Genomic DNA, 22,019 nt, shown 5'->3' with positions numbered 1-22,019 from the left:
CCCCCGTGGCCGACGTCGTGACCAAGCAGCTCCCGCCCGGTCTCCGGGCGGCCGTGCGCGTTCCCGCGTCGAGCGCCAACCTGGGCGCCGGGTTCGACTGTTTGGGGCTGGCCCTGGGCATCTACGACGACGTCGAGGTGACGACCGTCGCCGAGCCGGGCGTGCGGGTGTCGGTGACCGGCGAGGGGGCCGGATCGGTACCGCTGGACCAGACGCACCTGGTCGCCCGCGCCATCGAGCGGGGCCTCGCCCACGGCGGCGCCTCGGCGACGGGCCTGCGGGTCGACTGCGTGAATGCGATCCCGCACTCGCGGGGCGTCGGGTCGTCGGCCTCGGCCGTCGTGGCCGGCCTGGTGGCGGCCTCTCGGTTGCTCGCGGCCGCGCCGGCGGCCCTGGACCTGGCCGGGTTGACCGATGACGACCTCGTGCAACTCTCCGCAGAGTTCGAGGGCCACCCGGACAACGCCGCCGCCAGCGTGCTGGGCGGAGCGGTGGTCAGTTGGACCGACGGCGAGGGCGCCGACGCGCGCTACTTCGCCCGTCGGCTACAGGTGGATCCGCGAATCCGGGCGACCGCGTTCATCGCGCACGTCGAATCGTCGACCTCCCACACCCGCGGCCTGTTGCCCGACGTCGTGCCGCGCTGCGACGCGGTGTTCAACGTGAGCCGCGCCGCCGTCGCCGTGGTGGCCCTGACGCGCGAGCCGGAACTGTTGTTGACGGCGACCCAGGACCGCCTCCATCAGGGCTACCGGGCGCAGACCATGCAGGCGTCGGCCGACCTGGTGACCGAACTGCGCGCCGCGGGATTCGCCGCCTCCATCTCGGGCGCCGGGCCGACGGTCCTGGTGCTGCACACCGCCGACATCCCGCCGGAGCTGTCGCAACGGCCCGGGTTCACCATGGTCGAGACCGCGATCAGCGACGGCCCGGGCGGCGCCGCGGCGCCGTGAACCGGTCCTCGGGGGCCGGGGGGTTGTTGCCGACCAGGGTGTGCTCACGGTAAGATTGCCTCGTCTCGCTGAGCGAATGTGAAATCGCCGTTAGCGGACGTCCCCCGAAATTCCGGACTTGATCCCGGCAACGGCTTGTGACTTCCGCCGCCAGCAGACCCACCTGATTTCCCGACTTGGGGATTCATCCACCTTCGCGCGCATGCGGCGAGGGAACGAAAGGACTTCCGTGACTGAAACGGATCTCAGCACCGCCACGGTGGCGCCGACCGCCGCCGACGAGGCCCCCGCCGCTGCCCCGCAGCAGAGCGAAACCACCACCGCGCCGACCACCCGCTCGGCCGACGCCGGCGATTCCGCCCCCAAGGGCGCCGACGGCCTCACCGGCATGGTCTTGCCGGAGCTGCGCTCGCTGGCCGCAGGCCTGGGCATCAAGGGCGCCTCCGGAATGCGCAAAGGCGACCTGATCAGCGCCATCAAGGAGCAGAAGAGCGGTGGCCGTCCGAGCGCCGCCGCCGAGGCGCCGGCCGACAAAGCCACCGGCTCGGAGGCCCCCGCCGGCAATGATGCCGAGGGCAAGGCCGACGGCGAGGGCGGCAACCGCAATCGCAACCGCAACCGGAACCGCGAGGGCGGCGAGCAGGGCGGCAACGGCCAGAACTCCGGCCAGAACAAGGAACAGGGCGGCAACAACGCCGGCGGTCAGGGCGGCCAGAACCGCAACCGCGACGACGAGGGCGAGGGCGGCAACCGCAACCGTCGCAACCGTCGTTTCCGCGAGCGCAACCGCCGCGGCGGTCGTGACCGCGACGCCGAGCCCCAGCTGTCCGAGGACGACGTCGTCGCGCCGGTCGCCGGCATCCTCGACGTCCTGGACAACTACGCCTTCGTGCGCACCTCCGGCTACCTCGCCGGGCCCAACGACGTGTACGTCTCGATGAACCTCGTCCGCCGCCACGGCCTGCGCCGCGGCGATGCGATCACCGGTGCGGTGAAGGTGCGCCCCGAGGGTGAGCAGCAGCAGCAAGGCGGCGGCAACCAGAGCAACCGGCAGAAGTTCAACCCGCTGGTGCGCCTGGACACCGTCAACGGCACCGACCCCGAGTCGTCCAAGAAGCGCCCGGACTTCAACAAGCTCACCCCGCTGTACCCGAACCAGCGGCTGCGCCTGGAGACCACGCCCGAGCGCCTGGACACCCGCGTCATCGACCTGATCATGCCGATCGGCAAGGGACAGCGCGCCCTCATCGTCTCGCCGCCGAAGGCCGGCAAGACGACGATCCTGCAGGACATCGCCAACGCGATCGCGACGAACAACCCGGAATGCCACCTGATGGTCGTCCTGGTCGACGAGCGTCCCGAAGAGGTCACCGACATGCAGCGATCGGTGAAGGGCGAGGTCATCGCCTCGACCTTCGACCGTCCACCGTCGGACCACACGAGCGTCTCCGAGCTGGCCATCGAGCGTGCCAAGCGCCTGGTGGAGCAGGGCAAGGACGTCGTCGTGCTGCTGGACTCGATCACCCGCCTGGGCCGTGCGTACAACAACGCGTCGCCGGCATCGGGCCGCATCCTGTCCGGTGGTGTCGACTCGACCGCGCTCTACCCGCCCAAGCGCTTCCTCGGTGCGGCGCGCAACATCGAGAACGGCGGCTCGCTGACGATTATCGCCTCGGCGCTGGTGGAGACCGGCTCGACCGGTGACACCGTCATCTTCGAGGAGTTCAAGGGCACCGGCAACGCCGAGCTCAAGCTCGACCGCAAGATCGCCGAGCGCCGCGTCTTCCCGGCCGTCGACGTCAACCTGTCGAGCACGCGCAAGGACGAGCTCCTGCTCTCGCCCGAAGAGTTCAAGATCGTCCACAAGCTGCGCCGCGTGCTGTCCGGGCTCGACAGCCACCAGGCCATCGACCTGCTGATCAGCCAGCTGAAGAAGACCAAGAACAACGTCGAGTTCCTCATGCAGGTGCAGTCGAACACGCCGGGGACGATGAACGACGACGATTAGTCGTCGGACCCGGCGCGCGCCCTAGCGGCGCGTGTCGGCGAGATCGTCGACCAGGTCCTGCCAGCCGTCGTGCGACGACGGGTGGACCGGGCCGGTCTGCGTCGCGACGAAGCAGCAGCGTCCGCGACGGTCGTAGAGTTCGATCGCGCCGGTGGGCCCCCACACGCCCTCGGCGCGCGTGACCCAGCACTGGCCGACGAGGTTGAGGTTGATCATCGTGCGCGCCGTTCCGGCGGCGAGCACCATCGACCCGGCGTGCTCGCGCGAGCCGTCGAACCGGTCGTGCCGGATCTGCAGGCACCCGGGGGCCGCCGTGCACGTCGTCACCGGCATCGCCAGCAGCGCGGCGTGCGCGAGTGCCGCCGCGGCCGCCCGGACCGGTACCCGGTGGCATCCCTCGCGTCCCTCCAGCGTCTGCGGCCGCCTGCGCCCGCAGTCCTGCAGGATCGCGTCGAACAGCGCCAGTTGATCCTCGGGGAGTCCGCTGTCGTCGGCCGCGCCGCGTGCCGTCACATCGATCGTCCGCTCGTCGCCGATGAGGTCGCGCAGGTCGACGTCCGACGGGCGGGACATGCGCAGCGTCTCGAAGGCCAGCCGGTCCGAGCCGTCGACGAGGTAGGTGATGTGCGCGGCGTTGCCGTCGCCGTCGAAGAACCGCACCGTGGGCGGGATCTGCGCGGTGGGCTCGGTGACCAGCACGGTGGTCAGGAAGTCCGGTTCGGCGCGCAGGGCGATGTCTGCGCCGCCGGGGCGCAGCGGATCCCCTCGACGTGCCGGGCGGTGGTGCGGACCGAGATCGTTGGTGATGACCGGACCCGCGGCGGTCACGCCGACGACGTCCTGCAACAGCGGCAAATCGGCGAGCACGGCTCCAGCCGGTCGGTCGACGACCGTCGCGGTCGTCTCGGGAGCGGCCAGCAGCCGCTGTAGATCGGTGGTGATCGACATCAGTACACGTCCCTGTTGTAGCGGTGGTCCTTCTTGAGTTCCTCGACGCGGTGCACCGCGTCCGCCTCGTCCATCCCGCCCTCCTTGGCGATGATCTCGAGCAGCGCGGCGTCCACGTCGCGGGCCATCCGGGTGGCGTCGCCGCAGACGTACACGTGCGCGCCGCGCTGGAGCCAGCGGTACAGCTCGGCGCCGTGCTCGCGCATCCGGTCCTGCACGTACACCTTGTGGTCCTGGTCGCGGGAGAAGGCGAGGTCGAGGCGGGTCAACAGCCCGTCGTCGGTGAACCGGGCGAACTCGTCCCGGTACAGGAAGTCCGACTGGCGGTGCTGGTCGCCGAAGAAGAGCCAGTTCTCGCCCGACGCGCCGCGGGCGGCGCGCTCGTGCAGGAAGGAGCGGAACGGGGCGACGCCGGTGCCCGGACCGATCATGATGATCGGCACGTCGTCGCCCGGCAGCCGGAAGGACTTGTTGGGCGTGAGGTGCACGGCCAGTGGCTCGCCCTCACCGCGGCGGTCGGCCAGGTAGGTCGAGCAGGCGCCACCGCGATCGCGTCCCTGCGAATGGTGGCGGACCGTCGCAACGGTCAGGTGCACGGTGCCCGCGTGCGCCCGCGGCGACGACGAGATCGAGTAGACGCGCGGGGTCAGCGGCCGCAGCGCGCCCAGCAACTCCTCGGGGGTGATGGTCAGCGACGGGTCGACGTCGAGCAGATCCGGCACGTCGCGCCCCCACAGCCACGCGTCGAGCGCCTCGTGGTCGCCGGTCGCTGACAGGTGGGTCAGCTCGTCGTCGCCGCTGCGCGAGGCGATGTAGTCGACCAGGTACTTCGACGCGGTGGTGAGCTCGTAGTCGTGGGTGAGGGCCTCCCGCAGCGTCCGCTGCGCCTTGCGGTCGACGATGACCTCGTCGCCGGTGGCGCGCAGGCGCGCCAGGACCAGGTCGACGAGGGCGTCGTCGTTGACGGCGTGCACGCTGAGGCCGTCGCCCGGCTCGTAGTCGATGCCGCTGTCGCCCAGCGACACGACCAGGTGGCGGACCTCCTTGGCCGAAGCCGGGCCGGAGAGGACGGTGTTGGCGACGACGGTCGCCGGATAGGGGTTCTTGCGCCCCCACGGTCCGTCGGTGGCCGGCTCACCCGCTTCGACGACCTCGATGATCGGTGCCGCGGCGACCGGGTCGGCGGCGGGGGAGGACGGGGCGGCGACCGGCGCCCCGCCGGCCGCGAGGAGCGCGTCCAGCGCGTCGGGCAGCCACGCGTCGGCGGGCTTCTGGAAGTCCACGTCGCAGTCCACCCGGTCGATGACCCGGGTGGCGCCGAGTTCGGCGAGCCGCCCGTCGATGTTCTTGGCCGCCTGGCAGAAGCCGTCGTAGATCGAGTCGCCCAGGCCGCACACGGCGAAGCTCATCCCCTCGACGCGCGGCGCGTCGGGTCCGGCGATCTCCTGCCACAGATCCTCGGCGTCGTCGGGCATGTCGCCCTCGCCGTAGGTGGAGATCACGACCAGGAGCTTGCGGGCGGACATGACCAGGTCCAGGTCCGCCTCACCCATGTCGGCCAGGGTGGCCTCGAATCCCAGGTCCTGGGCCTTGTCCTTGGCCTGGTCGGCGATCCACTCGGCGTTGCCGCTCTGGGTGCCGTAGATGATCAGCAGTTCGCCGGGGCCGGCCGCCGGTTCCGGCGGCGCGGTCGCCTCGGGCAGCGCGGACGGGGGAGCGGCCAAGCGGGCGCCGGCGCGGAAGCCGTCGAGCCACGCGTGTTGCTCGCGCGGCGGGGCGCCGACGGGATAGGTGGGCACGTCCATCCCATGAGGATAGCTTAGCCAACACTAACCTAAGTTAGGTCACCCTGTTACTCGCCGGTAGCTGTGGGCGCACCCGGTGAGGCGGTGGTGCTCAGTACACGTCGCGAAGGTAGCGCTTGCCGGTCTTGAGCTCGTCGACGTAGTGCGCCGCGCCCTCGTCGTCGAGGCCGCCGTGCTCGGCCACGATCTCGTGCAGCGCCTCGTCGACGTCGTGGGCCATCCGCGTGGCGTCGCCGCAGACGTAGACCAGGGCGCCGCGCTCGAGCCAGGAGTAGAGCTCTGCGCCGTTCTCGGCCATCCGGTGCTGGACGTAGTCCTTGTGCGCCTGGTCGCGGGAGAAGGCGAGGTCGAGGCGGGTCAGCACACCGTCGGCGACGAACCTCTCGATCTCGTCGGCATAGGCGTAGTCGAACTCGCGCCGCTGGTCGCCGAAGAAGAGCCAGTTCTCGCCCGATGCGCCGCGGGCGGCCCGCTCGTGCAGGAAGGCGCGGAAGGGGGCGATGCCGGTGCCGGGGCCGATCATGATGATCGGCACGTCGTCGGCGGGCAGGCGGAAGGAGCGGTTCGGCGTGATGAACACGCCGACCTGTTCGCCGACGGCGCGGCGGTCGGCCAGATAGGTGCTCGAGCAGCCGCCGTGATCGCGGTCGAAGGAGCGGTAGCGCACGGCCGCCATCGTGATGTGCACGGCTCCGGCGTGGGTCGCGGGGGAGGAGGCGATCGAATACGCGCGCGGGGCGAGTGGGCGCAGTTCGCCGAGCAGTTCCTCCGGGGTGATCGTCAGCGACGGGTCGACGTTGAGGACGTCGAGCACGTCGCGCCCCCAGAGCCAGGCCTCGAGCGCCTCGCGGTCACCGGTCTCCGACAGGTGGGTCAACTCGGCGTCGCCGCTGCGCGACGCCACGTAGTCGACGAGGTATTTCGACGCCGTGGAGATCTCGTAGTGGCTGGTCAACGCCTCGCGGAGAGTGCGCTCGCTGCGCCGGTCGGCGATCATCTCGTCGCCGGTCGCACCCAGGCGCCCGATGATCAGCTCCACCAGCGCGGGGTCGTTGACCGGCATGACCGAGAGACCGTCGCCGGGCTCGTAGGCGATGCCGCTGTCGCCGAGGGAGATCTCGATGTGGCGCACCTCCTTGGCCGATCCGGGGCCCGACAGCACCCGGTTCGCCAGGATCGTCGCCGGATAGGGGTTGCGCCGGCTCCACGCGGCCTTCTTCGCGGGCTTGGCCTCCGCGGGCGAGGCTGGCGCGGGCTCGACCGCCGGCTTGATCCCGGCCAGCGCGTCCAGGGCGCGGGGGAGCCATTCGTCGGCGGTCTGCTGGAAGTTGGCGTCGCACTCGGCGCGCGGCACCATCCGCTTGCCGCCGAGCTCGGCGAACCGGCCGTCGAGGTTCACCGCGGTCTGGCAGAAGCCGTCGTAGCCCGAGTCGCCGAGGCCGCAGACGGCGAACTCGACGCCGTCGAGTCGCGGCGCATCACCCCGGGCGACCGCCTTCCACAGGTCGGCGGTGTCGTCGGGGGCGTCGCCCTCGCCGTAGGTCGACACGACGACGAGGATCTTGCCCGCCGCCGGCAGATCGGCCAGTGCGATCTCCTCCATGTCGGCGACCCGGCTGACCAGCCCGCGGTTCGCGGCCAGCCGCTGGGCCTGCACCGCGACCCACTCGGCGTTGCCCGACTGGGTGCCGTAGAGGATGAGCAGCTGCTCGCCGCCGCCGGGGGCGGTGAGGTCCGGCCGCGCCTTCAACCCGGCGAGGTAGCCCTCGAGCCACGCCTTCTGCTCGCCGGTCAGGGGAGCTTCGGGCGTGGGGGGTGAGGCGAGCAGGTCCACGGGTATCGATCCCTATCGGTCGGCGATGTCGGTGGCGGTCGGCCCCGGCGGGGGCAAAACGGCCGTTCCAATGTATCGGTCGGGAATGCGGTGGCAACAGGCACTGTTGCACGGTTCACGACCCGGCCGGCGTCGAGGTCGCCGCGATTTTTCGGCGGCGCACCCCGCGTGGCATACTGGATCGTCGAATCAAGTCCGGTTCCGGTTCACACCCGAGGCAGCTCAGCGCGGGTGACCCGGCGACCACGAAAGGGACACCATGAAGAAGGACATCCACCCGGAGTACGTGGCCACCACGGTCGTGTGCGGTTGCGGCAACACGTTCGAGACCCGCAGCACCAAGAAGGACGGGCACATCAACGTCGAGGTCTGCTCGCAGTGCCACCCGTTCTACACCGGCAAGCAGAAGATCCTCGACACCGGCGGCCGCGTCGCCCGCTTCGAGAAGCGCTACGGCAAGCGCGAGAAGAAGGCCACCGCCGACAGCTAGCTCTTTCCACGGCGCCCGGCACGTGCATCGCACGCGCCCGGGCGCCGTTGGTGTTTTCTGACGAACCGTCACCAGGGGAAGGACGAGCGGCCATGGCCACCGAGCAACCGTCGGCGATCGACGACATCCTCGCCGAGTACGCGGGACTGGAGACCCAGCTCTCGGACCCGTCGCTGCACGACGACGCCGCGAACGCGCGCCGCGTCGCCAAGCGCTTCGCCGAGCTCGGCCCGGTGATGTCCACCTACACCAAGCTCAGCGCCGCCCGCGACGACCTGGCCGCGGCCACCGAACTCGCCGATGACGACCCCTCCTTCGCCGACGAGATCCCGGCCCTGCAGCAGCAGGTCGCCGACCTCGACGCCGCGCTGACCGACCTGCTCGCCCCGCGCGACCCGCACGACGCCGACGACGTCGTGCTCGAGGTGCGCCCCGGCGCCGGTGGCGAGGAGTCGGCGCTGTTCGCCGCCGACCTGGTCCGCATGTACCTCAAGTACTGCGAGCGCCACGGCTGGAAGGCCCAGATCCTGGGCGTGACCGAGTCCGATCTCGGCGGGTACAAGGAGGCGACGCTCTCGGTGCGCGCCCCGCAGGCCACCCGCGACGGCGTCTGGTCCAGGTTGAAGTTCGAGGGCGGCGTGCACCGCGTCCAGCGCGTGCCGGTCACCGAGTCGCAGGGCCGCATCCACACCTCGGCGGCGGGCGTACTGGTCTACCCCGAGCCCGACGAGGTCGAGGAAGTCGCCATCGACGAGAAGGACCTGCGCGTCGACGTCTACCGCAGCTCGGGCAAGGGCGGTCAGGGCGTCAACACCACCGACTCGGCCGTGCGCCTGACCCACCTGCCGACGGGCATCGTCGTCACCTGCCAGAACGAGCGGTCGCAGCTGCAGAACAAGGCTCGTGCCATGCAGGTGCTCGCGGCACGCCTGCAGGCGGCGGCCGAGGAGGAGGCCGCCGCGGCGGCCGCCGAGGGGCGGGCCGCGCAGATCCGCACGGTGGACCGCTCCGAGCGGATCCGCACCTACAACTTCCCGGAGAACCGGATCGCCGACCACCGCATCGGCTACAAGGCCAACAACCTCGACTCGGTGCTCGCCGGCGACATGGACGCGCTGCTCGACGCGCTCGTCGAAGCGGACAAACAGGCCCGCCTGGCCGCCGAGTAAGGCCGTCGCGTGCCCACCCGCGCCAACACCCTGATCGCCGACGCCACCATCCGCCTCGCGGCCGCCGGAGTCGACTCCGCGCAGGCCGACGCGCAGTGGCTGCTGGCCCATGCGCTGCGCACCGATCGGGGCCGTTTGCCGCTCGTCGACGAGGTCGACGACGCGAACGCCGCGCGGTTCACCGAACTGGTCGCGCGCCGGGAACGGCGCGAACCCCTCCAACACATCATCGGCCGGGTCGAGTTCGCCGCCGGCGACGCGGTGGTCGAGTTGGCCGTCGGGCCCGGGGTCTTCATCCCGCGACCGGAGACCGAGCTGCTCCTGGAGTGGGCCATCGGGGCGGCGCCGGCGGGGGCGCTGGTGGCCGACTTCTGTGCGGGCAGCGGCGCCCTGGGCATCGGTCTGGCGACCGCACGGCCGGACGTGCGCGTGCTGGTGGTGGAGCTGGCCGACTCCGCGCGCGGCTGGCTGCGGCGCAACATCGCGGCCCAGCCTATCGACGTGGCCGCGCGGCTCGCGGTCGTCGCCGCCGACGTCACCGAACCCGATGCGCTCGCCGCGGCGATCGAGGAGCAAGCCGGTCCACTCGGATGGCCCGTCGGCGCCCGGCTGGACCTGATCGTCGCCAATCCGCCGTACGTGCCGACCGTGACCGGCGGGACGCCGACCGAGGTCGAGCCGGAGGTGGCGGCCGACCCGCACCAGGCCGTGTTCGGGGGCGTCGACGGGATGTCGGTGATCGCGCCGATGCTCGCGGCGATGCGCGCGCTGGGTGCGCCGGGCACCGGTGTCGGCATCGAGCACGACGACACGACCGGCGGCGCGGTCGCCGACGCGCTGACCGCCGCCGGGTTCGACCGGGTGCACCAGCGCACCGACCTCGCCGGTACGCAGCGGTTCGTGACCGCTGTGCAAGGATGAAACGGTGAGTACCGTCTACGACTGCACCGAGCCGCAGTCCCGCTCCGCGGGCATCGCGGCGGCCGTCGGCGCCGCCCGCTCGGGCCGGTTGGTGGTGCTGCCCACGGACACCCTTTACGGCATCGGTTGCGACGCCTTCGACGCCGACGCGGTGGCCGCGCTGCTGGCCGCCAAGGGGCGCGGCCGCGACATGCCGGTGCCCGTCCTGGTCGGCTCCTGGCACACCATCGACGGCCTGGTGCTGTCGGTCCCGCTCGCCGCGCGCGAGCTCACCCGCGCCTTCTGGCCGGGCGGGCTGTCGCTGGTCGTCCAGCAGGCCCCGTCGTTGGCCTGGGACCTGGGCGACACCGACGGCACCGTGATGCTGCGGATGCCACTCCACCCGGTCGCCATCGAGGTGCTGCGCGAGGTCGGCCCCATGGCCGTGTCCAGCGCCAACGTGTCCGGCCGACCACCGGCCACGACTGCCGACGACGCCCGCGAGCAGCTCGGTGAGTCGGTGTCGGTCTACCTCGACGGCGGCCCGTCGGCCGCGGCGACGGCGTCGACGATCGTCGACGTCACCGGCCCGACGCCCCGCATCCTGCGCGAGGGCGCCATCAGCGCCGAGAAGATCGCCGAGGTGCTCGACCTCGACGCGGCCGACCTGCGGGGCGCCGCCGGATGATCGACTTCCTCGCCGTGCCATCGGGCGCCGCCCCGTCGGGGGCGGGTGTCCCGTTGCGCGAGTTGGTCCTCGTCGGTGCGACGGCGACTGCCGTGACGTTCCTGATCACCTCACTGGTGCGCGTCTTCGCGATCCGCGCCGGAGCCGTCGCCGTGCCGCGCGCCCGCGACGTCCACGTCATCCCGACCCCGCGCCTGGGCGGCGTGGGCATGTACATCGGCGCGGTCGCCGCGATCGCGCTGGCGGCGCAGCTGCCGGCGCTCAACCGCGGCTTCGCCTACAGCACCCACATGCGCGCGGTCGTGGTCGCCGGCCTGGTGATCGTGCTGGTCGGCGTGATCGACGACCGGTGGGGCCTGGACGCGCTGACCAAGTTCGCCGGCCAGGTGACCGCCGCCGGAGTGCTGGTGATCATGGGCGTGACGTGGCGCGTGTTCAGCGTCCCCGGCCCGATCGGCATCCTCTCGCTCGACCAGGTGCAGGCCGGTGTGCTGACCGTCGTCATCACGGTGGCGACCATCAACGCCATCAACTTCATCGACGGGCTCGACGGCCTGGCCGCCGGCCTGGGCCTCGTCGCGGCGCTGGCCATCTGCCTGTTCTCCCTGGGCCAGCTGCGTGACAACGGGGGAGCGGCGAACTTCTACCCGCCCGCACTGATCACCGTCGCCCTCGCCGGAGCCTGCCTGGGCTTCTTGCCGCACAACTTCAGCCCGGCGCGGATCTTCATGGGGGATTCCGGTGCGATGCTCATCGGCCTGATGCTGGCCGCGGCCAGTGCGTCGGCGCAGAACCCCGGTTACGCCTACGGAACGGCCGACGTGTTCACCCTGCTGTCGCCGCTGATCCTGGTGGCCGCGATCATGTTCATCCCGATGCTGGACATGCTGATGGCCATCGTGCGGCGCACCCGTGCCGGCGTCGGCTTCTACACGCCGGACAAGATGCACCTGCACCACCGGCTCCTGGAGCTCGGCCACTCCCAGGCGCGCGTCGCGCTCTTGATCTACCTGTGGGTCGGCGTGCTGGCGCTCTCGGTCGCGGCGAGCACCGTGATGCCGTTGCGGGTCGTGGGCCCGGCCTTCGCCGTCGGGCTGGTCGTCGCGCTGACCTTCACCTTCCTGCCGCGCATCGTGCGCCTGTTCCGCAGCTCTTAGACTGGTCGCCATGGCAGAGGACACCCCGGACATCGTTCGCGCGTTCACCGATCCGCTCGGCGCCCTCAAGGCGGGCCTGCGCTACGGGCTGATCGGACTGGTCGCGCTCACCGTGATCGGGCTGGCGGTGTGGTGGCCGTCCGCCGGCACCCCGGGACTGTGGGGGGTGCTCATCGGCGCGGGCGTCGGCGGCGGTTTCATCCTCGTGACGCTCCTGATCGTCCTCACCACCTCGAAGCTGCCGCCGTTCACCTCCATGTACGTGATCATGGGCTCCTGGTTCGTCAAGATGGTCGCCGTCATCGCCCTGCTGGCGGTGCTCAAGAACATGGACTTCTACAGCAAGGGCGCACTCGTCAGCATGCTCATCGGGGCGATCGTCATCGTCCTGGGCGCCGAGATGTACGGGATCCTGCGCACCCGCGTCCCGTACGTCGACGAAGTCGCCGACGACGCGTCGACGGAGTAGCGCGAGCCCCTGAACAGCTACTACACTGTGTCGTAGTCGGGTTTACCGACCAATTACCACCCCGGTGGACCTGCGGCTGATCAGGACTTGATAAGGTTTTGATCACATCAAACAGAAGATGGCAGCGCCCCTGGATGCGGATCCGCCCCCAGAAGCGCCACCCCTGTCTGTGCTCCGCACCTGCGGAGAATGTCCGATCGAACCCGGCGCCGTCACCGCGGCAACCGGGCCCGACCACGGGAGAGAACGCTGATCACCTTCTTGGCCGAATCCGGTGAGTTCCACGCACCGACGCTCGACGACTTCTTTCCCGAGCAGGTCCTGTTTGCCGGTACGCCGTTCGCGCTCGACCGTCTCATGCTCATCCGCCTGGGCGTGGTGCTGGTCGTGTCGCTGTTCTTCTTCTTCGCGATGCGCAGCCCCAAGCTGATCCCGCGGGGCATCCAGAACGTCGCCGAGAGCATGCTGGACTTCGTCCGCGTGCAGATCGCCGAGGAGATCCTGGGCAAGGACAACGGCCGCAAGTACCTGCCGATCATCGCATCGATCTTCTTCGCGACGATCTTCCTGAACCTGACCTCGATCATCCCGTTCCTGAACATCTCGTCGAACGCGCGCATCGGCATGCCGATGGTGATGGCCGCCGTCGCCTACATCACCTACCTGTGGGTGGGCTTCCGCAAGTACGGCTTCTTCGGGTTCATCAAGGCCTCGACGGTCCTGCCGGGCGTGCCGCTGCCGATCCACTTCCTGCTGATCCCGATCGAGTTCATCTCGACCTTCATCCTGCGGCCGTTCACGCTGACCGTCCGTCTCATGGCCAACATGCTGGCCGGCCACATCATGCTGGTGCTGTTCTTCGCGGCCACCCAGTTCTTCTTCTTCGAGGCGAAGAACTGGATGGCGGTGTTCGGACTCCCGGCCCTGGTGGTCGGCGTCGCCTTCACCTTCTTCGAGCTCCTGGTGATCGCGCTGCAGGCCTACATCTTCTCGCTGCTGACCGCCGTGTACATCGACCAGTCGATCCACGCCGACTCGCACTGACCGACCGACCGAACCGACCTACGCAACAACAGAACCTGACTGCTCATCCGCCCGGATGGGGAGCCATTTAGAAAGGGAATAGCAAATGAGCTACATCGCCCAGACCCTCGCCGACACCGCGACCCTGGCTGATTCCACGACCACCGGCAAGGGCTTCGGCGCCATCGGCTACGGCCTCGCCGCCATCGGCCCGGGCATCGGCGTGGGCATCGTGGCCGGCAAGGCCATCGAGGGCATCGCCCGTCAGCCCGAGCTCGCCGGCCAGATCCGCACCACCATGTTCCTCGGCATCGCACTGTCGGAGGCGCTGGCGCTGATCGGCATCGTCGCCGGCTTCATTTTCTGATCCGAGAGACGACATGATCAACGCAACCGAACTGACGCTGCTCCTGGCAGCCGAGGGGGGCGAGGAGAAGCACAACCCGCTCCTCCCGCACACCTACGACATCGTCTGGTCGTTGGTCGCGTTCGCCATCGTTCTCTTCGTCTTCTGGAAGTTCGTGATCCCGAACTACCAGAAGGTGCTCGACGAGCGCCGGGACGCGATCGAGGGCGGCATCGAGCGCGCCGAGGCCGCACAGGCCGAGGCCAACGCCGAGAAGGCCAAGTACCGCGAGCAGCTCGCCGGTGCCCGCGAAGAGGCGAATGCCATCCGCGAGGACGCGCGCACCCAGGGCCAGCAGATCATCGCCGATGCGACGGCCACCGCCCAGTCGGAGTCCGATCGCATCGTCGCCGCCGGCAACCAGCAGCTCGAGGCCTCCCGCCAGCAGGTGGTGTCCGAGCTGCGCGGCGACCTCGGCAAGATGTCGATCGACCTGGCCGAGAAGCTGACCGGTCAGTCGCTGGGCGATCCCGCCAAGGCCTCGGCCACCGTCGACCGCTTCCTCGCCGAGCTCGACTCGAAGTAGCGGCAACGAGACAGGAACGAAAAGGTAGATGTACGCAGCATCCTCTCGAGAGGCTCTCGCGCAGGCCCGCACGGCGCTGGATTCGGCGCCCAAGGCCGACACCGGTGACCAGCTGCTGGCGGTCGCCCGACTCGTCGGCGGCAACCGGGAGCTGCTCGGCGCGCTGACCGAGGCGGCGGTGCCGCCGGCACAGCGCGGCGACGTCGCGCGGGCCGTGCTCAAGGGCAAGGTCTCCTCGGACGCGGCCGACGTGGTCGCCGCGGCCGCCGGCGGTCAGTGGTCTACCTCGTCGGACCTGGCCTCGGGCATCCACGACCTCGGCGTCGAAGCGCTGCTGCGCTCGGCGTCGGCGGCCGGGGACGCCGACACGGTCGAGGACGAGCTGTTCCGTCTGGGGCGCACCGTGGCCAACACGCCCGAGCTCGAGCAGGCCCTGTCCGACCGGGCCCGCAGCCCACAGGACCGGGCCGGCCTGATCGGCAAGCTGATCGCCGGCAAGGTGAACCCGGTGACCGAGAGGCTCGCCGTCGACGCCATCGAGCGGTCGGAGGAGAAGCCGGCCGACGCACTGGCCCGGCTCGCCGACACCGCGGCGGGCATCGGCGGGCGCCGCGTGGCCCACGTGCGCTCGGCGACCGAGCTCTCCGACGCGCAGCGCTCGAAGCTGGCCAAGGACCTCGAGGCCGACATCGGCTCGCCGGTCACGCTGCACGTCGACATCGACCCGGAACTCCTGGGCGGCGTCGTCGTCCGCATCGGCAACGAGCAGATCGACGGCAGTGTCGCCGGCAAGTTCGCCGCCGTGCGCCGCGGCCTGCGCTAGCACCCACAAACCCATACCAACCTTGATCGACACCCGATCACCAGAGCCAGGAAGAGTAAGCACATGGCGGAGTTGACCATCTCCTCCGATGAGATTCGGAGCGCGCTCAGTTCGTACACCAAGGAGGTGGACACGGCCTCCACCCGCGAAGAGGTGGGCACGGTCGTGGACACCGGCGACGGCATCGCCCACGTCAGCGGCCTGCCGGGCGCGATGGCCAACGAGCTGCTGGAGTTCCCCGGCGGCATCCGTGGCGTGGCCCTGAACCTCGACCTCGACGAGGTCGGCGCCGTCATCCTCGGTGACTACGAGAACATCGAGGAGGGCCAGGAGGTCAAGCGGACCGGCAACGTGCTGTCGGTGCCGGTCGGCGACGACTTCCTCGGCCGCGTGATCGATCCGCTCGGCGCCCCGATCGACGGCCTGGGCCCGATCAAGGCCGAGGCCGACCGCGTCCTCGAGCTGCAGGCCGCGACCGTGCTCGAGCGCCAGCCGGTCGAGGAGTCCCTGGCCACCGGCATCAAGGCGATCGACGCGATGACCGCGATCGGCCGCGGCCAGCGCCAGCTGGTCATCGGCGACCGCAAGACCGGCAAGACCGCCGTCTGCATCGACGCGATCCTGAACCAGAAGGACAACTGGGCGACCGGCGACCCGGAGAAGCAGGTCCGCTGCATCTACGTCGCCATCGGTCAGAAGGGTTCGACCATCGCCGGCGTCAAGTCGGCGCTGGAAGAGGCCGGCGCGATGGAGTACACCACCATCGTCGCGGCCCCCGCGTCCGACTCGGCCGGCTTCAAGTGGCTGGCCCCGTACACCGGTTCGGCCCTGGGCCAGCACTGGATGTACGCCGGCAAGCACGTCCTCATCGTCTTCGACGACCTGTCCAAGCAGGCCGAGGCCTACCGCGCCATCTCGCTGCTGCTGCGCCGCCCGCCGGGCCGCGAGGCATACCCGGGTGACGTCTTCTACCTGCACTCGCGCCTGCTCGAGCGTTGCGCGAAGCTGTCCGACGAGATGGGCGGCGGTTCGATGACCGGTCTGCCGATCATCGAGACCAAGGCCAACGACGTCTCGGCGTTCATCCCGACCAACGTCATCTCGATCACCGACGGCCAGGTCTTCCTCGAGTCGGACCTCTTCAACAAGGGCGTCCGCCCGGCCATCAACGTCGGCATCTCGGTGTCCCGCGTCGGTGGCGCCGCGCAGACCAAGGGCCTCAAGAAGGTGTCCGGTTCGCTGCGTCTGGAGCTGGCCCAGTACCGCGAGCTGGAGGCCTTCTCGGCCTTCGCCTCGGACCTCGACGCCGCGTCGAAGGCGCAGCTCGAGCGCGGTGCCCGCTGGGTCGAGCTGCTCAAGCAGGACCAGTACAGCCCGGTGGCGGTCGAGGACCAGATCGTCTCGCTGTACCTGTGTGGCGAGGGCTTCATGGACTCGGTGCCGGTGGACGACATCCGCCGCTTCGAGGCCGAGCTGCTGGCCGACCTGCACCACAGCGCCAAGGACGTCTACAAGAACATCGCCGGCGGCGGTGCGCTCAGCGACAAGGACATCGCGAAGCTGACGAAGGCGACCAACAACTTCAAGGAGGGCTTCGTCGCCAGCGACGGGACCCGCGTCGTCAATGATCCCGAGGCTCCGGCCCTCGACGCCGACGAGGTCGAGCCCGAGACCATCAAAGTGACCAAGAAGAAGAAGTAGGCAATGGCAACCATTCGGGAGCTGCGCTCGCGGATCCGGTCGATCCAATCGACCAAGAAGATCACCAAGGCGCAGGAACTGATCGCGACCTCGCGGATCACCAAGGCGCAAGCCCGGGTGGCCGCGGCGCGGCCCTACGCGCAGGAGATCACCAAGGTGGTCACCACGCTGGCCAGCGCATCGGTCTCGCTGGACTCCCCGCTGCTCACCGCGCGGGAGAACCCGCGCCGGGCGGCGATCCTGGTCGTCACCTCCGACAGCGGGCAGTGCGGTGGCTACAACTCCAACGTGTTGCGCGAGACCGAGGAGCTCATCAACCTCCTCAAGTCGGAGGGCAAGGAGCCGGTGCTCTACGTGATGGGCCGCAAGGGCGTGGGCTACTACACGTTCCGCGACCGCCCGATCGTCGCCAGCTGGACCGGGTTCTCCCAGCAGCCGGTGTTCGCCGACATCAACGGTGCGATCAAGCACCTGGTGGACGCGTTCCTCGCCGGCTCGGACGAGAAGGTCGAGCTCGACGGCGAGGACGTGGACGGCTACGACGAACTGCACGTGGTCTACACGCGCTTCGTCTCGATGCTGACCCAGCGCCCGACGGTCCGCCGCATGGCGCCGATCGACGTGGAGCTGGAGATCGAGCACCTGGACACCGGTGAGGACCTGCTGGACTCCAACACCGATGCCGAGGTCGGGCCGGAGATCGATTTCGAGCCGGAGCCCAAGGAGCTGCTGGACGCACTGCTCCCGCGGTACGTCGCGTCGCGCATCTTCGCCGCCCTGCTGGATTCGGCGGCGTCGGAGAACGCGGCCCGCCGGACCGCCATGAAGGCCGCGACCGACAACGCGACCGAGCTCGAGAAGACCCTGTCCCGTCAGGCCAACCAGGCCCGCCAGGCCCAGATCACGCAGGAGATCAGCGAGATCGTGGGCGGCGTCGAAGCGCTCTCGCACTGATCCGGCCCCGACTAGCAACAGACATACCGAGGAAAGAGAAACAACCATGACCGCAGCAGTAAAGGCAGACAAGAAGGGCGCGTCGGCCTCCGGCGTGGGCCGCGTCGCCCGCGTCATCGGCCCCGTCGTCGACGTCGAGTTCCCGCGCGGCGCGATCCCAGACCTGTTCAACGCGCTGCACTGCGAGATTTCCCTCGAGGCAGTGGCCAAGACCCTGACCCTCGAGGTCGCCCAGCACCTCGGCGACAACGTCGTGCGCGCGATCTCGATGCAGCCGACCGACGGCCTGGTCCGCGGCGCCGCCGTCACCGACACCGGCAAGCCGATCTCGGTGCCCGTCGGCGACGTGGTCAAGGGCCACGTGTTCAACGCGCTCGGCGACTGCCTGGACGCGCCGGGCACCGGTCGCGACGGCGAGCAGTGGGGCATCCACCGCAAGCCCCCGGCCTTCGACCAGCTCGAGGGCAAGACCGAGATCCTCGAGACCGGCATCAAGGTCATCGACCTGCTGACCCCGTACGTGAAGGGCGGCAAGATCGGCCTGTTCGGCGGCGCCGGCGTCGGCAAGACCGTCCTCATCCAGGAGATGATCACCCGTATCGCGCGCGAGTTCTCCGGCACCTCGGTGTTCGCCGGCGTCGGTGAGCGCACGCGTGAGGGCACCGACCTCCACCTCGAGATGGAGGAGATGGGCGTCCTCCAGGACACCGCGCTGGTGTTCGGCCAGATGGACGAGCCGCCGGGGACGCGTATGCGCGTCGCCCTGTCGGCCCTCACCATGGCCGAGTACTTCCGCGACGTGCAGCACCAGGACGTGCTGCTGTTCATCGACAACATCTTCCGTTTCACCCAGGCCGGCTCCGAGGTCTCGACCCTGCTCGGCCGCATGCCGTCCGCGGTCGGCTACCAGCCGACCCTGGCCGACGAGATGGGTGAGCTCCAGGAGCGCATCACGTCGACCAAGGGCCGTTCGATCACCTCGCTGCAGGCGATCTACGTCCCCGCCGACGACTACACCGACCCGGCCCCGGCGACGACCTTCGCCCACCTGGACGCCACCACCGAGCTCTCGCGCCCGATCTCGCAGCTGGGCATCTACCCGGCGGTGGATCCGCTGACCTCGACGTCGCGCATCCTGGAGGCCTCCATCGTCGGCGACGAGCACTTCCGCGTCGCCAACGAGGTCAAGCGCATCCTGCAGAAGTACAAGGAGCTGCAGGACATCATCGCCATCCTCGGCATGGACGAGCTCTCCGAAGAGGACAAGGTCACCGTCGCCCGCGCGCGCCGCATCCAGAAGTTCCTCGGCCAGAACTTCCTCGTCGCCGAGAAGTTCACCGGTCAGAAGGGCTCGGTCGTGCCGCTGGCCGACACCATCGAGGCTTTCGACCGCGTGTGCAAGGGCGAGTTCGACCACCTGCCCGAGCAGGCGTTCAACAGCTGTGGCGGGCTCGACGACGTCGAGGCCGCGGCGAAGAAGATCGAAGGAAAGTAGCGGTCCATGGCGGACAAGAGCTTCCGGGTCGAGATCGTCTCGGCGGACGAGCGCCTCTACTCCGATGAGGCGACCATGCTCGTCGCGCAGACCACCGACGGCGAGGTCGGCATCCTGGCCGGCCACGCGCCGCTGTTGGGTCAGCTGACCGAGGGCGGTTACGTCGCGATCACCGAGGCCGACGGCGATCGCCGCGTGGCCGCGGTGACCGGCGGCTTCCTCTCCGTCGCGGCCGAGGTCGTGACCATTCTGGCCGAGACGGCCGAATGGGCCCACGATGTCGACGTGACCGCCGAGGAGTCGGCGCTGGAGTCGGCCGAGGCGGGCAGCGAGCGGCATCAGCTCGCCAAGTCGCGCCTGTCGGCCGCCGCCGCGCTCAACAGGTAGTCGTGAGCAACAGCCAATCGCCCGCCCCGGTGCCGCGCACCCGGACGGGCGATTGGTGTCTGTGTCCGGTGTCGGCGGCCTGATGGTCACCGGACTCATCGCGCTCGCCGGCGCACTCGTCGTCGCGGTCCTGGTCATGGCGGTGGCGCTCTACCGACTGTCGGAGATGCGACGGATGGGCACCCCGATCCTGCTGCGGCCGATTCCGGCGGCCGAGGATGCGGGCTGGCGGCACGGATCGGCGCACTACGGCGACGACACCCTCGTCTACTACCGGCTCGTGACGTTCCGGCTCGGACCGACGGTCACGCTGGTCCGCAGTGCGATGACCATCGTGGGGCGGCGCACGCCCCGCGGCACCGAGCAGGAGATCCTCGAGGGGATGGTCGTGATCGAGTTGGCACCCGGCGCCGACGGGGCGGGCGGCGCCTATGAGCTCGCGATGACGCCCGATGCGCTGACGGCCCTGCAGGCGTGGTTGGAGTCCTCCCCGCCGCAGCGGGCCCGGCGGCGCACTGGATAAGCTACGAGGGTGAGTGATCGCTTTCTGGTGACCGGTGGGGCCCGGCTGAGCGGCGAAGTGCAGGTGACCGGCGCCAAGAACAGCGTCCTGAAGCTGATGGCCGCTGCGCTGCTGGCCGAGGGCACCACGGTGCTGACCAATTCGCCCGACATCGCCGACGTGCCGCTGATGGCCGACGTGCTGCGCGGCCTGGGGGCCGACGTCACCGTCGACGGCGACCGGGTGACCATCGTGTCCCCGGCGATGCCCAGCTATCACGCCGACTTCGACGCGGTGAAGCAGTTCCGCGCCTCGGTGTGCGTGCTGGGTCCGCTGATGGCCCGCTGCCACCGGGCGGTCGTGGCCCTGCCCGGCGGCGATGCGATCGGCTCCCGGCCGCTCGACATGCACCAGACCGGTCTGCGGGCCATGGGCGCGGAGAGTTCGATCGAACACGGCTGCGTGGTCGCTTCGGCGGACAAGCTCGTCGGTGCCCCCATCGCCCTCGAGTTCCCGTCGGTGGGCGCCACCGAGAACATCCTGATGGCGGCCGTGCTGGCGGACGGGGTGACGACGGTCGACAACGCCGCGCGCGAGCCCGAGATCATCGACCTGTGCGAGATGCTCACCCAGATGGGTGCGCAGATCGAGGGGGCCGGGACGTCGACGCTGACGGTCACCGGCGTGTCCGAGCTCAAGCCCACCGCCCACCGGGTCGTCGGCGACCGCATCGTGGCGGCCACCTGGGGGATAGCCGCGGCGATGACGCGGGGCGACGTGACGGTCCGCGGCATCTCGCCCGATCACCTGGCGCTGGTGCTCAACAAGCTCGTCGACGCCGGGGCGCAGGTCGATCGCTTCGACGACGGGTTCCGGGTGCGCCAGGAGGGCAGACCGCAGGCGATCAACGTCTCGACGCTGCCGTACCCGGGGTTCCCCACGGACGTCCAGCCGATGGTGATTGGCCTGGCGGCCGTCGCCGAGGGGATGTCGGTGGTCACCGAGAACGTCTTCGAGGCGCGGTTCCGCTTCGTCGAGGAGATGGTCCGGCTGGGCGCCGATGCGCGCACCGACGGCCATCACGCGGTCATCCGCGGGGTGGAGCGGCTCTCCAGCGCCCCGGTCTGGTCCTCGGACATCCGTGCGGGGGCGGGTCTGGTCCTGGCCGGTCTGGTCGCCGACGGGATCACCGAGGTGCACGACGTCGAGCACATCGACCGCGGCTATCCGGACTTCGTAGCGCAGCTGCGCCGCCTCGGCGGGGTCATCGAGCGGGCCTCCGACTAGGGGTTTCACCCCGTGTGGTCGACGTCACGCAACCTGGAGTTGACCCACCCGTCACAAGTGCGTACTTTCGTACAAGTCAGCGCGCCACGGCGCCGCCGGCAGGACCCGCGAGGGACCGGCCGGGAATAGGGAAACCGGGTTCCGCGTTGACACTTCCGAACAGCCCGATCGATCTTGGTGCGGCAAACGCATGTTTGCCGCACTGGCTCGCGCCTGTTAGGATGGGAGAGTTGCCCCAAATGCGGGGTCAACACCCAAAACAACCAGCTTGCTGGAGAGCGCCCCGAACGGGGTGGCGCCGGCAGGTGTGTGTTCTTTGAGAACTCGATAGTGTGTGACATTTTTGTTTGTTTGATGCCAATTTTTTTTGGTGTCTTGTTTTTGATGCCAGTTTGTTTTTTGGATTGTTTTTGCTGGGGTTTTTGCCTCTGTGAGGATTGTTCTGAGGATGCCGGCTTTTTTGGTTGGTGTTTTCTTTGTTTTTTCATGGAGAG

At 69.7% G+C, this 22,019-nt stretch carries 22 protein-coding genes; 18 read left to right on the top strand and 4 right to left on the bottom strand.

What is annotated here, in order from left to right:
• Positions 1 to 5 precede the first annotated feature (5 nt).
• The gene (gene thrB / locus QM634_RS08465) at positions 6 to 953 is read left to right on the top strand and encodes a homoserine kinase (RefSeq protein ID WP_415042339.1); all 948 of its coding nucleotides are present in this window, start codon (positions 6 to 8) and stop codon (positions 951 to 953) included.
• Between the two features lie 229 nt (positions 954 to 1,182).
• Entirely contained in the window at positions 1,183 to 2,961 is a 1,779-nt protein-coding gene (rho, locus tag QM634_RS08460; protein ID WP_415042338.1) for a transcription termination factor Rho, read from the top strand.
• Between the two features lie 21 nt (positions 2,962 to 2,982).
• Here the strand turns inward: rho and QM634_RS08455 are convergent, their stop codons facing one another.
• The 3 genes from QM634_RS08455 to QM634_RS08445 form a co-directional block, all read right to left on the bottom strand.
• Positions 2,983 to 3,909: a heme transporter gene (locus tag QM634_RS08455; RefSeq protein ID WP_415042337.1), complete on the bottom strand. Its 927-nt coding sequence runs from the start codon at positions 3,907 to 3,909 to the stop codon at positions 2,983 to 2,985.
• Positions 3,909 to 5,714 (bottom strand): sulfite reductase subunit alpha, encoded by a 1,806-nt coding sequence (locus tag QM634_RS08450; RefSeq protein ID WP_415042336.1) that lies wholly within the window; start codon positions 5,712 to 5,714, stop codon positions 3,909 to 3,911. Before QM634_RS08450 ends, QM634_RS08455 begins: the two co-directional genes overlap by 1 nt.
• A gap of 91 nt (positions 5,715 to 5,805) precedes the next feature.
• Positions 5,806 to 7,548 (bottom strand): sulfite reductase subunit alpha, encoded by a 1,743-nt coding sequence (locus QM634_RS08445; protein WP_415042335.1) that lies wholly within the window; start codon positions 7,546 to 7,548, stop codon positions 5,806 to 5,808.
• Positions 7,549 to 7,807: 259 nt separating this feature from the next.
• Between QM634_RS08445 and rpmE the strand changes: the two genes are divergently transcribed.
• The 16 genes from rpmE to murA all read left to right on the top strand — a co-directional run bounded on the left by rpmE (position 7,808) and on the right by murA (position 21,525).
• Positions 7,808 to 8,038, top strand: coding sequence for a 50S ribosomal protein L31 (gene rpmE, locus QM634_RS08440; RefSeq protein ID WP_415042334.1), 231 nt, complete (start codon positions 7,808 to 7,810; stop codon positions 8,036 to 8,038).
• A gap of 92 nt (positions 8,039 to 8,130) precedes the next feature.
• Positions 8,131 to 9,207, top strand: a complete 1,077-nt coding sequence (gene prfA / locus QM634_RS08435) for a peptide chain release factor 1 (RefSeq protein WP_415042333.1) — start codon at positions 8,131 to 8,133, stop codon at positions 9,205 to 9,207.
• 9 nt (positions 9,208 to 9,216) lie between these two features.
• Positions 9,217 to 10,128, top strand: a complete 912-nt coding sequence (locus QM634_RS08430) for a N5-glutamine methyltransferase family protein (protein ID WP_415042332.1) — start codon at positions 9,217 to 9,219, stop codon at positions 10,126 to 10,128.
• 4 nt (positions 10,129 to 10,132) lie between these two features.
• On the top strand, positions 10,133 to 10,795 hold the full coding sequence (locus QM634_RS08425) for an L-threonylcarbamoyladenylate synthase (protein WP_415042331.1): 663 nt from the start codon (positions 10,133 to 10,135) through the stop codon (positions 10,793 to 10,795).
• Positions 10,792 to 11,952: an MraY family glycosyltransferase gene (locus tag QM634_RS08420; RefSeq protein WP_415042330.1), complete on the top strand. Its 1,161-nt coding sequence runs from the start codon at positions 10,792 to 10,794 to the stop codon at positions 11,950 to 11,952. Before QM634_RS08425 ends, QM634_RS08420 begins: the two co-directional genes overlap by 4 nt.
• 10 nt (positions 11,953 to 11,962) lie before the next feature.
• Complete coding sequence (locus QM634_RS08415) at positions 11,963 to 12,421, top strand: hypothetical protein (protein ID WP_415042329.1); 459 nt, start codon at positions 11,963 to 11,965, stop codon at positions 12,419 to 12,421.
• Between the two features lie 189 nt (positions 12,422 to 12,610).
• Positions 12,611 to 13,465 (top strand): F0F1 ATP synthase subunit A, encoded by an 855-nt coding sequence (gene atpB, locus QM634_RS08410; protein ID WP_415042328.1) that lies wholly within the window; start codon positions 12,611 to 12,613, stop codon positions 13,463 to 13,465.
• A gap of 85 nt (positions 13,466 to 13,550) precedes the next feature.
• A complete protein-coding gene (locus tag QM634_RS08405; protein WP_415042327.1) occupies positions 13,551 to 13,811 on the top strand; it encodes an ATP synthase F0 subunit C in 261 nt (86 codons plus the stop codon).
• Between the two features lie 13 nt (positions 13,812 to 13,824).
• Positions 13,825 to 14,376 (top strand): F0F1 ATP synthase subunit B, encoded by a 552-nt coding sequence (locus tag QM634_RS08400; protein ID WP_415042326.1) that lies wholly within the window; start codon positions 13,825 to 13,827, stop codon positions 14,374 to 14,376.
• Positions 14,377 to 14,404: 28 nt separating this feature from the next.
• Positions 14,405 to 15,199 (top strand): F0F1 ATP synthase subunit delta, encoded by a 795-nt coding sequence (locus QM634_RS08395; protein ID WP_415042325.1) that lies wholly within the window; start codon positions 14,405 to 14,407, stop codon positions 15,197 to 15,199.
• A 63-nt stretch (positions 15,200 to 15,262) separates the two neighbouring features.
• Entirely contained in the window at positions 15,263 to 16,900 is a 1,638-nt protein-coding gene (gene atpA, locus QM634_RS08390; protein ID WP_415042324.1) for a F0F1 ATP synthase subunit alpha, read from the top strand.
• Positions 16,901 to 16,903: 3 nt separating this feature from the next.
• Positions 16,904 to 17,854, top strand: coding sequence for a F0F1 ATP synthase subunit gamma (locus QM634_RS08385; protein WP_415042323.1), 951 nt, complete (start codon positions 16,904 to 16,906; stop codon positions 17,852 to 17,854).
• A 46-nt stretch (positions 17,855 to 17,900) separates the two neighbouring features.
• Complete coding sequence (atpD, locus tag QM634_RS08380) at positions 17,901 to 19,349, top strand: F0F1 ATP synthase subunit beta (RefSeq protein ID WP_415042322.1); 1,449 nt, start codon at positions 17,901 to 17,903, stop codon at positions 19,347 to 19,349.
• 6 nt (positions 19,350 to 19,355) lie between these two features.
• Entirely contained in the window at positions 19,356 to 19,736 is a 381-nt protein-coding gene (locus QM634_RS08375) for a F0F1 ATP synthase subunit epsilon (RefSeq protein WP_415042321.1), read from the top strand.
• Positions 19,737 to 19,791: 55 nt separating this feature from the next.
• Positions 19,792 to 20,259 (top strand): DUF2550 domain-containing protein, encoded by a 468-nt coding sequence (locus QM634_RS08370; protein ID WP_415042320.1) that lies wholly within the window; start codon positions 19,792 to 19,794, stop codon positions 20,257 to 20,259.
• 9 nt (positions 20,260 to 20,268) lie between these two features.
• The gene (gene murA / locus QM634_RS08365; protein WP_415042319.1) at positions 20,269 to 21,525 is read left to right on the top strand and encodes a UDP-N-acetylglucosamine 1-carboxyvinyltransferase; all 1,257 of its coding nucleotides are present in this window, start codon (positions 20,269 to 20,271) and stop codon (positions 21,523 to 21,525) included.
• Between the two features lie 216 nt (positions 21,526 to 21,741).
• Here murA and QM634_RS08360 read toward each other — a convergent pair.
• Positions 21,742 to 22,019: hypothetical protein (locus QM634_RS08360; protein ID WP_415042318.1), on the bottom strand; the 278-nt coding region annotated here is incomplete at its 5' end.

Source organism: Gordonia sp. (in: high G+C Gram-positive bacteria) (genome assembly GCF_047606305.1).
In the GTDB taxonomy this organism is placed as follows: Bacteria; Actinomycetota; Actinomycetes; order Mycobacteriales; family Mycobacteriaceae; genus Gordonia.
The sequence above is the reverse complement of the archived record's forward strand: the minus strand, read 5'-3'. Positions and strand labels throughout refer to the sequence as shown.